The sequence below is a fragment of the Haladaptatus sp. AB643 genome (genome assembly GCF_024136975.1).
Classification (GTDB): Archaea; Halobacteriota; Halobacteria; order Halobacteriales; family Haladaptataceae; genus Haladaptatus.
Window position 1 is genome coordinate 247,911 of sequence record NZ_JAMYJW010000002.1, and the last position, 11,294, is coordinate 259,204.

The following is an 11,294-nucleotide window of genomic DNA, read 5'->3' on the forward strand; positions in this document are numbered from 1 at the left end:
GCTCGTTTTCACGCCTCCGAATCCACCGACCGCGTCGTTTCCGAGATGGGTTCTGGCTCGGAATCGGTGTGGAAGGCCTCCTCGCCGAGTCCTGCGGATTTGAGCGTGGTTCCGTCGTCCGCGAAGAGGTGGAGGTCGGTTTCCTCGAAGACGTAGGAGATTGACTCTCCCTCCGTGGCCTCCACGTCGTCATCGACGCGGGCGGTCCACGAGTCGGAAGCGACGAGAAGGTGGAGGAAATCGTCGCTCCCCATCGGTTCGACGACGTCGAGCATCGCGGTCTGACGACGGTCGTTCGTCGTCCCGTCGTCCGTCACCGAGATGTCCTCCGGTCGGACGCCGATCGTCAGTCGCTGGCCCACCGTCAACTCGCAGCGCCGGACCGTCGTCTCGTCGATCGGATAGGCGAACGGAGCGTCGGCGTCGTCGGCCGTCAAAACGTACCGGCCGTCCGTCTCGTCCAGTTCGACTTCGAGGAAGTTCATCGACGGTTCGCCGAGGAAGCCCGCGACGAACCGGTTCACGGGATGGTGATAGACGTACTCCGGTGTACCGATCTGTTGAAGCTCTCCGTTGTTCAACACGGCGATACGGTCGGACATGGTCATCGCTTCCGTTTGGTCGTGGGTGACGTAGATCGTCGTCACACCGAGTTTCCGGTGAAGCCGCTGGATCTCGGTCCGCATCTGTGCCCGAAGCTTCGCGTCGAGGTTCGACAACGGTTCGTCCATCAGGAACACCTCCGGGTCGCGGACGATGGCGCGGCCGAGTGCGATCCGTTGTTTCTGCCCTCCCGAGACCTGTGCCGGTTTTTTGTCGAGGATGTCCTCGATATCCATGATGGATGCCGCATCGTCGACGCGTTTCGACCGTTCGTCGTCCGACAGGTCGGTCGTCATCTTCAACCCGAAACTCATGTTTTCAGCGGCGGTCATGTGCGGATAGAGCGCGAAGTCCTGGAACACCATCGCCATATCCCGTTGCTGTGGCGAATCGTCCGTGATATCCGTTTCGTCGAGACGTATCGCACCGGTCGTCGGTGTTTCGAGACCCGCGATGCAGCGGAGCGTCGTCGATTTCCCGCACCCGCTCGGTCCGAGAAGGACGAGGAACTCCCCCTCTTCGACGGTGATATCCAACGTATCGACCGCGACGACTTCGCCCGTACTGTCCGCCGTAGTGAACGACTTGACCAATCGATCGATCCGAAGCGTACCCATACTAATTCTGTAGTCTGTGAAGGGATACCAAAACGATTGGCCTCGAAGTGGCCCGGAGACGAACATCTTCGAAAATATTCAAACTACGACGGGGAACGGTCGATTCCGCCTAGCGCCTGCTCGCCGGACCGTATTCCCTGTCGAAGTAATCGAGTTCGTCGAACATCTCGGTCGCGGTGTCCCACTGATCAGCGGTTAACCGGCCGATGTTCGCCCCGTCCGAGAAGAGCGAAACGCCGTGTGCGCCGCCGTGTAACGCGAGTTGAATCGCGCTGACCAGTTCGTCCTCCTCCAACCGATTGAACGGTCGTTCGCCCCGCCCGGTTCGAATGGAGGGTGTGATCGGGCAGTTCGTCTCCTCCCGAAGCGAGCGGACGACTTCACGGATCCACACCGGATGCATGTCGAGGTCGATGTGTGCCGTCCGTGGGGTGAGCATGTCGGCATACTGCGCAACGTCGCGTTGATCGACGCCGAGAATCCTCCGACTGTCGTCGATGGCCGTTTCGAGGTCCGAGAACGCTTCCAGTTCTATGTTGACGAGGAAATCGGATCGGTCGCGGAACGGATCGCTCAGTTTCCGAAGGAGCGAGTCGGTCTGCTTACACCGTCGGTCGACCCATTCCGTCGATCGGTCCGGGACGTCACCGAGTTCGTACTGCTCCCGGCAGTTATCACAGTAACAGGAGAGGTAGCTGGATTCGCCGTTGACTATCGGCTGAAATTCGAAGTGGGTGAACTGAATCCCATCGACGTCGTACTCGGCTATCTCGCGGGTGATCGCTTGGAGATGCTCCGAGACGACATCGTGACTCGGGCACGCCCAGTGCATGTGCTCGGCCGAGACGTTCGGATACCTGATTTCCGTCCCCTCCTTCGCTATCTGGACCGTTTCGGGGTACTGTTCGAGGAGGAATTTGTCACAGAGGACGAAGAGCGTCGGAACGATGTTGATGTCGTGGACCGCTGCGGCATCGGCGAGTTCGCCGAGCAGATCGCGACCAGGGACCTCGTTCGGCGCGACGTCGGAATCGTAGAAGACCCGCCCGTCGCTCTCCTTGGTCACGACGAAGACCGTGTTCACGCCGTTGTTGGCGAGTCGTTTCAATTCCGCGTCGGGTCGCATCGTCGCCCATGGGTAGAGGGTTACTGCCCGTAGTAACTGCGTGTTCCACCATGACTCGGCTGTGTTCCCTCCGGACATCGCAATGTTCTATTCGAATACATGCGGAAGTTTAACTCTATGGCTCCTATCGACCGAATTCTTCTATCTTTGGGCTCTATCAAACATCTTCGGATATTATCGAATATCACCCCTAATTTCAATACACCCCGATAGAGAGTCTCTCACGAGGCGAACCAGCCACCACTCACCATGAACAATTCACGCTTTACTCGGCAAGTTCCCAACGCACGGTCCCACCCGCGTCCGCGACGGACGCTCGAACCCGACGGGTCCGAAATCCTGTCCGTTGCGACGGCGATGGGGTCGGACACCAGGTGGGAGATCATAAAGGCGTTATCGACCGAAACGCGAACGATTCACGAACTCACCGAACTGGTCGGTCTCTCGAAGGGGACGGTTTCCGTACACGTGAAACAACTCGAAGAGGCTGGACTCGCCGCCTCGCGGTTCAACGTGAGTGACAACGGCGGCGTCGAGAAGGAGATATCGCTCGCGGTCGACGAGATTACGGTCGATCTGAGCGACATCTGATCTGAGCGACACCTGACGTTCTTTTACGCGTGGGGCGGGTTCCCATCGGTCCGAAAGAGGACGAACAAACGTCCATCGGCCCACACCGCTACGGTGTTTCCGTCGGGAGGTTCCACACCGCTACGATGCTCCTGTCGAGAGATATCGCGTTGCGAGCGTCAGGACCGTCGCGACCACGCCGGGGGCGAGGAGGACGAAACCAGCGACGGTAAACCCGAAGAGGAGACCGATCGAGAGACAGAACGCGACCAGTCCGACGGTCGGAACGAACCGCTCGAACGCGAGTTCCGCGGAGCGTCGTGCCGTCTCCCGAGCCGAACGGTCGGCATCGACCAGGAGGGGGTAGTAGTACAGCAACAGCACGAGGAGCACGACCAGCGTATCGACCGCGAAAAACGCGAGAACGCCGTATGCAAACTCGCCGGTCCGTCGGAACTGCAGCCACGAAAACACCACGACGTCGATGAGAACGAACGTCGGTACGAGCGGGAACTGACTTCGCCAGAAATACCGTCGGAACGTGGTCGTCGCGGCACCGAGTCGAAACCGGTCGCCGCGGAGCACGGCACCGGCGGCGGCGACGGCGGTGGCGGTCGCCGGACCGAGGAGAACGATAGTCGGTGCCAAAAGACACCAACAGACGCTCACGGCGACGATGACGGGGAGTGACCGATACGCTGCGGCGACGGCCTCCTTCGAGAGTCCGATGAAGTTGACTCGATTTCGGTGAGTGTCGTAAACCATTGATGGTATTCTCCTTTTTCGGTCTGCTATACTTTGAGCCCGGACATCGTGACACCCCTGATGAAATACCGCCGTAACAGGAGGAACAGCAGTATCGTTGGCACCGAAAGGAGCGTCGCACCGGCCATCAACGGCCCCAAACTGTTGCCGTAGAGGCCCGTTTTGGCGAACAGGGTGATACTCACCGGGAGCGTGTACAGGTTCTCGTTTTTGATGACGATGAGGTCCCAGAGCATCTGATTCCAGCGGTTCATGAAGGTGAAGATAGCGACCGTCGCGATGGCTGGCATCGAGTTGGGGAGCACGATACGGAAGACGATATCGAGTTCGTTACAGCCGTCCATCCGTGCGGCATCGATGAGGCTGTCCGGGAACTGCTTGAAGAACTGGGTCAGGAGGAAGATTCCGAACGAACTGATCGCGAAGGGGGCGATCATCGCCTGATACGTGTTGACCCAGCCGAGTTTGACGATGATGACGAACTGCGGGATCAACAGCAGGATGCCGGGGATCATCATGGTCGCGAGGATGAAGTTGTACGTGACGCCGCGTCCGTACCAATCCAGTTTCGCGAGGGAGTAGGCGACGATACACGACGTGATGACCACCGAGACGACGACGGCCCCCGTGACGATGATGCTGTTGATGAACTGCCGAACGATCGGAACGTTGTGCAGGAGGAACCGATAGTTCTCCAGCGTGAACGACGACGGAATCACGTGTAACGAGTAGATGTCGCTCGCCGGTTTGAACGACATCGAGACCATCAGCGCGAACGGAAACACCGGGAGGATGACGCCGAGCGTCAGGACGATATACACCAGTATTTTCCTGCCCGAGAGTCCGGACAACCGTTCGTGGCCGTCCGCGAACACGCCGGAATCGTCGGTTTCGATGCTCATTACATCGACACCTCCTGATCGACGTAGTTCCGCTCGACGTAGCTGATGACGAAGATCATCGCCGCGAGAATGACGCCGATGGTGCTCGCATAGCCCATGTCCAGATACGAGAAGGCGTTACGATAGATGACGAGGACGAACGTTTTGGTCGCGCCGTTCGGCCCGCCGCTCGTCATGATGAACGGTTCGGTGAAGATCTGAAACGCCGTGATCGTCGAGAGGATCACGACGACCAGAATGCTCGGGTTCAACAACGGCAGGGTGATGTACCGGAACTGTTGCCACTCGCTGGCACCGTCGAGCGAGGCGGATTCGTAGATCGTTTCCGGAAGCGACTGGAGGTTCGCGAGGAAGATGATCGCGTAGTAACCCACGAACTTCCAGGAAACCATCAGCGCGATGGCGGGCATCGCCCACGAGGTGCTGCCGAGGAAATCGATCTTCGTACCGGCGACGGCCAACAACTGATTGATGTAGCCGTCGGGCGCGTAAATCCACTTGAAGACGACGGCGACGACGACGCCGCTCGTGACGTACGGGACGAAGTACCCCGCCATGTACAGCGCCCGGCCGCGAACGATGCGGTCCAACAACACCGCGACGCCGAGAGCGAGCACTATCTGCGTCGGCACGTTCACGACGAAGAAGTACAGCGTGTTTTCGAGCAGTTTCCAGAAGAGGTCGCTCGTCAGTAACTGCACGTAATGGTCGAGGCCGACGAACGGCGTTTCGGGGCTGATGATGGACCACTTGTGGAAACTCAGGTAGAGTGCGAAGAGAAACGGGACGATGAGGAACACCGACGCCCAGAGGAACCACGGGATGAGGAGCGCCCATCCCATCAGGTTGTCGTCGTGGTCGCCGAGGCGTTCCGTTGCGGTGCCGAGAAGGGGCAGGGATGCTAACCGCCGCCGAAATCCACCCCTCGTGGTCGCCGTGTCCGTCTTCCTCGTTCCTGGTTCGGTTGTCGCGTCTGGCATAGATTGTGTCCGTTACTGTCCGTTGAGTGCTTGGTTGATGTCGCTCTCGGCGTCGTCGAGCCCTTTTTGCGGTGGTTTCTTCCCCAGCGCGACGGGCACGAAACACTGTTCGCCGAAGATGTTCATGACCTTCGAATACTCCGGCGTGTACGCAGGCGGATGTGACGTTTCGAGGGCCTGTGCGTACGGTTTGACATCGGGGTTCTTATCGAAGAAGCCGCTTGCCGAATCGACGAGATTCTTTCTGAGCGGCAGTTGGAGCGTCTTTTTCAGGAGTTTCGTATCCCACTTCGAGCCCTGTTCGAAACTCACGAACTCCCACGCCTGCTTCGGCTGTTTCGCCGACGCGAAGATCGAGGTGTTCTTCGGATCGGCGTACGTGTGGCCGTTCGGCGTCGTTCCCTCCGGGACAGGCGGAGTCAAGTGTGACATCGAGACGTCCTTGTTGACGCCTTCGAAGTACGGGATGACCCACGGTCCACCGGAATTGATAACCGCCTCGTCGTGCGGGAATTTCGGCTTCTCGCTTCCCTGTGTCGGGGCGAGGTCGGCACCGTAGAGGTCGGTGAAGAACTGGAGAACCGTCTTCGCCGTCTCGTTGTTGAACGCGGGTTCGACGCTGTCACCCTTTTGGGTGAACATCGACTCCTTCCCCTCCGACGCGGCGAGGTACAGCGGGATGAAGTCGAACCACCGCTCGTACCACGTCGGTTTGGGTGCTCGATCCCACAGGACCTTCGCATCGCCGTTGCCGACGATCTTTTTCCCGGCCTCGATCAATCCGGACAACGTCGTCGGATACTCATCCTTGCTTTTGAATCCGGCTTTCTCGAGAACGGTATCGTTGTATTGGAACAACACCGGATTCGCCTTCCACGGCGCTTGATACAGGCCCCCGTCGGGCGCCTCGTAGCGTTTCAAAATGGTCTCGCCGCACCGCTCGGTCACGGACTTCTCCGCGCCCTCGATGTCGTACAGGTTCTTCGCGGCACCGTTCTCCTGCAGTTGGGCGGCGAACCCGGGAAACACGTTCGCGAACACGTCCGGTTCGGTACCGGAGGCGAGCGCCGAGAGGACGACTTGTTCGGAGCTATCCCCCTCGGGGACCGGTTTCACTTTCAGTTTCGAGTCGTGGGATTCGAGGAACGCTTTCTTTGCGTTCTTGTGAAACGCCAGTTCCTCTTTGTTCGGCGACGACCAAAACTCGGTCTTGCCGCTTTTCGATCCGTCCGACCCACCCAATCCACCCGTACAACCGGCGAGGGATAGCATGGCTGCCGTACCCGCCCCGGCCGTGGCTCTCATGAATCGTCGACGCCGTAGTGTGTTTTGCCTCGTCATAGGACTGCTCCACAACTGTGCAATCAATTGTGATGTATAAACCTCGCTCTCGGATTTGATTTGCGTCAAACGGATTTGAGAGAGACCGATACTATACCGCCAGCAAGTAATGTGTTCGCCGAAGAAAAGAGGAATAACTGAACGAAAAGGGCAGTAGATTGTCGATTACTAACATTCCCAACCGAGGGACGAATGGCGACGTACCGACCCACATCGAGCGGGGAAAATCGTCGATTTGGACGTCGTCGAAGCGCTACAGACAGCTACGAAGATAGTCGATGGCCTGCGGTACGGCCTCGAAGTCGTCCGCTTCGCCCTCGTATTCGAGCGTCACGAAGTCGTCGTAGCCGCGCTCGGAAAGCGCCGTCAGCGATTCGTCGTAGTACGGGTAGTTCGGTTCGGAGCCGTCCGCCGCGAGGTCGTCGTAGGCGGCGTGGACGTGGTCCGCCAAGTGCAGCGTCCGGTCGATAGACGGTTTCCCGTCGACGTAGTTCGCCAAATCCAGAACGAGACCGAGGTCGCCGTTCACGAGGCTTCGAATCCGGAAGATGTCGTCGGCGGTTCGAATGAGACCATCGTGGTTGTGGTTTTCGACCGCGAGCGTCGTCTCCACGGTTTCACCGTAGTCGATACACTCCTGCAGGCACGTCGAGACGTCCGTCCACACCTGCGGGTCGTCGTGTTCGCGGTCGTGGAGCCCCGGAAATCCGGTGAACGCTCGAAGTACCGGCGCGCCGAGTTGATCGCCGTGGTCCAGCCACGTCTTGACCACCTCGACGTCTTCACGTCGCTCTTCGGGCGTCCCCTTGGCGAAGTCGTTGTAGAAGACCGACAGGCACGCGAGTTCCAGATCATACTCGGAGAGGAGGTCGCCGACCTCCGCGATGGTCTCCTCGTCGTCGCCCGGAAGGTGGCCGTCGAGCAGTTCGACCCCCGAAATTTCGAGTTCCGTGCTACAGATTTCGAGGAACTCCTCCAGGGACATTCCGTCTTCGAGTTCGTCGTGGTAGGAGTACGAACTGCAGGCGAGCTTCATTCCTCCGCCTCCGTTTCGAGCGGGAAGTGAACCCGGTTCTCGGACTCCGACGACCGATAGATGGCCATGACCACTTCGAGTGCACGCTTGCCGTCCCGTCCCGTCACGGTTGGCTCGCTGTCGTCCTTCGCCGACTGAATGAAGTGTTCCACCGGACCGTCGTACTTGGATCGGTCCGGAATCGGAACGTCGACGGTCCCACAGTCGTTGCCCAATTCGAGCCTGAGCGATGGTGCGACTTTGTCGACGTAGATGACGCCCTCTTCGCCGACGATTTGCATCTCGATGGACTCGGGGTCCGTTCGCCACGCCGTCTCGAAGGTTCCCAGGGCACCGTTTTCGAAGCGGAGAGCGGCGACGGCCGTATCCTCGACGTCAGCATCCATCGACAGCGTGTCGCTGTACCCGGAGAGGGAGGAAACCGAGCCGAACAGATAGTTGACGAGGTCGGCGTTGTGGACGCCGATGTCGATGAGCGCGCCGCCACCGGACGTCGCCGCGTCGGTGAACCACGTCGAACGGGGTGACCAACCCTCCGGGCCGGGGTGGCTAAACCGACTTCGCACCGACAGTAAGTCGCCGATAACGCCCTTTTCGAGTATCTCCTTGGTCTTCTCGTACACCGGGTTGAACCGTTCGGTCTGGTCGATCATCAGGAACGCGTCGCTGGCGTCCGCCGCGTCGATCATCGCGTCCGCTTCCGTCAGGGAGGTGCTGATCGGCTTCTCACAGAGAACGTGGACATCGTGTTCGAGCGCGGTGCAGACGACTTCCTTGTGCAGATGGTTCGGAAGACAGACGCTCACGGCATCGACGGCACCGGATTCGAGCATTTCGACGTAATCCGTGTAGTACGATCCGATCCCGAACTCCGCCGCGACGGTCGCGGCTTTCTTCTCCTCGACGTCACAGACGGCGACCAGGTCGACTTGTTCGCTCTTTCGATATGCCGGGAGGTGAAGTCGCTGCGCGATCGCTCCGGTGCCGATAACTGCTGCTCGGAGGTTCTCGGTGTCGAGACCTTCCGTCTCGGAGGAGATCATTATCTCTTGTTCCATATTCACGCGACTCTCGTTCGACACCCCCAATTAATGTCTTCCTCAAATTTGATCGAATCAGTCGATATTCGATACTCATCGAATATCTATGGACACAGGGGAACGTCGCCGGGTTCGAACTTCGAAGACGGGAACCTTCACCAGCGGCTACAAATCTTTATTATGATTGTGAGCGTATATGTACTAGTGGAGGAAGGAGGAGTCGAATCTCCTCGTTTACGCGGGCGATAGAAACAGTCGAGTGGGGGACACGTAGTCGAGCGGGAGACACGCCCGTCGCGGACCGATACCGACGAACCACGGGAGTGTGGGATACGTCACGGCGGACGCGATGCAGTCGATGACCATGTAGGGGGGTGATACTCCGAGTCGGAGGAACGAGTCCTTGCGCCCACGACGTGACGCATCTCATCGACGTTCGTTCTCCGTTCAGCGATGGAGCACGGAGTTCGTACCGGACAGTCTCCACGGGGGTAGTAATAATGACGGATAAGCAACAGGGGAGAGGAACAGAATACGACCGTGGCTACGACGAAGGATACGAGGACGCCCGGCGTCGTACTCGCCGGTCGAACCGTCGGGGAATCGTCGGCACCGTTCTCGGGGTCGTCGTCACCCTGGCCGTGGTGGTCGGTCTCCTCTTTGCAGTGTTCCTCGGTGGAATTTGGCTCGGTTCACTCGTTACCGACAGTCCCACCGACGCGCCGGTGACGCCAGTCGTTCCCGCTCATGCGGGTGCGGATGGTGACGTGACAATCGTCGAGGGCGATACGACGGTGACGGTCGCCGGAACCGGTGCGGCGACGGTACCGACACCGATGGGCGATATTACGATTATCGTCGAACCGACGACGATAGTCCTCCCGACGAACGGTGATCTCACGGAACTCGGAGTGCACATCGGTGGGGTCACCGTCGGTCACTGACGGCGTTTCAGTGCACCCGGCGGGCCACAAGCCACGGGCCCATTTTCCGGGTGCCCTCATCCTTTGACCCATCTCGCGACGAACCCCAGCACAATTGTTGGACATACTGCATCCATACAGCAATATATCGATATTTATTCCTGGATGCGTGGACAATTATTTTATAACTTTCCGAGAATGAAGAACTATATACGAGTCACCTGTATCCCCTACCAACCCATGGAAATCCTTCACCAGTTACGAGACGCATTCAGCTCGAAAGAACCCTCCCAACAAGTGGACGAGAATTCGTCAAGATTCGGAGATATATTCGAATGTCAGGAGTGCGGTACGACGTTTATTTCGAATCCGACCCAGTGTTCGAAGTGTGACAGCGACGAGTTCCGGAATCACGGAAGCTGTTGAGGTTTCGACCGACCCGAACACCCTCAACTGAAGGAAATTCGAAAATCGAAACGCGAGTGATTCCCACGAACCGAGACGGGGTTCCTGTGAGAACGATCCGTACCGTTCGAGACGTCCGGATTCCGCGTCCATATCGGCTCCGACTTTCGACTACCAGTCACTGTCAGCGATTCATCCCGGAAGCGTGATCGATCCCACTACCGAAGCCCGCACCGATGATGACGAGCAGAATGAAAAGGACCAAAATCAGTACGAATCCCCCTGCGTACCCGTCGGAGTCCGTCTCGGTTCGGACACCGCTCCGAAGGCGGCGTTCGAGCGCATCCGCACCACCTTCGTTCTCCAAAGTCGCTCGAAGACGCTCGAACTCCCGGGTATCGATCCGATCGAGATATGCATGGACCGCCGCTGGAGGGGTATCGAATTCGTCGGGAACGTCTCCTTCCGCGAGGGAGTCGAGTACCCCCGCGATGGCGTCGAGGAAGTCGTGGTGAATTTCGACGGAACCGACGTCCATCCGGATCACCTTCCCGTTCGTGACTGTCGCCACGAACCCTTCGATGGCGAATAACTCCTCCATCTCACCATCGAGAGTCGGTGCGAACCGCAACCTGTCGAGGCGGAATTCGTCATCGGAGAGGGAGAGACCGGTCACCTCGAAGCGATCATTGCGTTTCCCCTCGTGACCGGTGTCCGTGCAGTAGGTGTCGTGGGTGCCACTACCGGTAACGGACCCGGAAAAGGCCCCCATGGCGACCGCCGAGCCGAGGAGCTGAACGAGTGCGCGTCGCGTTCGTTGGGTTGGTGAACCGTCCGCGTCCGTTTTCGGAGAAGTTTCGTCGGTCATTCGTTGTCGCCGAACTAACGACAAACAGTAGTTTAGTTATTCATCTCCTGACTTCGGTAACAAAGAACTCCCTTCACGCCGCCCGATCACAAGAGTCGCCTACGAAGCCGTATTTGTC

General features: G+C 58.7%; 12 protein-coding genes. 2 read left to right on the forward strand and 10 right to left on the reverse strand.

The genetic code is table 11. The features are described 5' to 3' along the window. Positions 1-8 precede the first annotated feature (8 nt). Entirely contained in the window at positions 9-1,220 is a 1,212-nt protein-coding gene (locus NKF25_RS05985) for an ABC transporter ATP-binding protein (RefSeq protein WP_253225789.1), read from the reverse strand. Between the two features lie 109 nt (positions 1,221-1,329). Next, entirely contained in the window at positions 1,330-2,424 is a 1,095-nt protein-coding gene (locus tag NKF25_RS05990) for a family 10 glycosylhydrolase (RefSeq protein ID WP_253225790.1), read from the reverse strand. Positions 2,425-2,595: 171 nt separating this feature from the next. On the opposite strand from NKF25_RS05990, the gene NKF25_RS05995 reads away from it, so the two are divergent. Further along, positions 2,596-2,937 carry a winged helix-turn-helix domain-containing protein gene (locus tag NKF25_RS05995; RefSeq protein WP_082837914.1) on the forward strand — a complete coding sequence of 114 codons (342 nt, stop codon included), beginning with the start codon at positions 2,596-2,598 and terminating at the stop codon, positions 2,935-2,937. A gap of 120 nt (positions 2,938-3,057) precedes the next feature. On the opposite strand, the gene NKF25_RS06000 is transcribed toward NKF25_RS05995, so the two are convergent. The 7 genes from NKF25_RS06000 to NKF25_RS24160 form a co-directional block, all read right to left on the reverse strand. Further along, positions 3,058-3,681: a hypothetical protein gene (locus tag NKF25_RS06000; protein WP_253225791.1), complete on the reverse strand. Its 624-nt coding sequence runs from the start codon at positions 3,679-3,681 to the stop codon at positions 3,058-3,060. Positions 3,682-3,707: 26 nt separating this feature from the next. After that, on the reverse strand, positions 3,708-4,583 hold the full coding sequence (locus NKF25_RS06005) for a carbohydrate ABC transporter permease (RefSeq protein WP_253225792.1): 876 nt from the start codon (positions 4,581-4,583) through the stop codon (positions 3,708-3,710). Beyond that, complete coding sequence (locus NKF25_RS06010) at positions 4,583-5,563, reverse strand: sugar ABC transporter permease (RefSeq protein ID WP_253225793.1); 981 nt, start codon at positions 5,561-5,563, stop codon at positions 4,583-4,585. Before NKF25_RS06010 ends, NKF25_RS06005 begins: the two co-directional genes overlap by 1 nt. 12 nt (positions 5,564-5,575) lie before the next feature. Beyond that, the gene (locus NKF25_RS06015) at positions 5,576-6,868 is read right to left on the reverse strand and encodes an extracellular solute-binding protein (RefSeq protein WP_253225794.1); all 1,293 of its coding nucleotides are present in this window, start codon (positions 6,866-6,868) and stop codon (positions 5,576-5,578) included. 289 nt (positions 6,869-7,157) lie between these two features. After that, positions 7,158-7,940 (reverse strand): sugar phosphate isomerase/epimerase, encoded by a 783-nt coding sequence (locus NKF25_RS06020; protein ID WP_253225795.1) that lies wholly within the window; start codon positions 7,938-7,940, stop codon positions 7,158-7,160. Continuing rightward, positions 7,937-8,998: a Gfo/Idh/MocA family oxidoreductase gene (locus tag NKF25_RS06025; protein ID WP_253225796.1), complete on the reverse strand. Its 1,062-nt coding sequence runs from the start codon at positions 8,996-8,998 to the stop codon at positions 7,937-7,939. Before NKF25_RS06025 ends, NKF25_RS06020 begins: the two co-directional genes overlap by 4 nt. 216 nt (positions 8,999-9,214) lie before the next feature. Beyond that, entirely contained in the window at positions 9,215-9,346 is a 132-nt protein-coding gene (locus tag NKF25_RS24160; RefSeq protein WP_256490488.1) for a hypothetical protein, read from the reverse strand. A 134-nt stretch (positions 9,347-9,480) separates the two neighbouring features. Here NKF25_RS24160 and NKF25_RS06030 point away from each other — a divergent pair, with 134 nt between their 5' ends. Continuing rightward, positions 9,481-9,924, forward strand: coding sequence for a hypothetical protein (locus tag NKF25_RS06030; protein WP_253225797.1), 444 nt, complete (start codon positions 9,481-9,483; stop codon positions 9,922-9,924). Positions 9,925-10,492: 568 nt separating this feature from the next. Here NKF25_RS06030 and NKF25_RS06035 read toward each other — a convergent pair. Next, a complete protein-coding gene (locus NKF25_RS06035; protein WP_253225798.1) occupies positions 10,493-11,176 on the reverse strand; it encodes a YjcZ family sporulation protein in 684 nt (227 codons plus the stop codon). Positions 11,177-11,294: the final 118 nt, after the last annotated feature.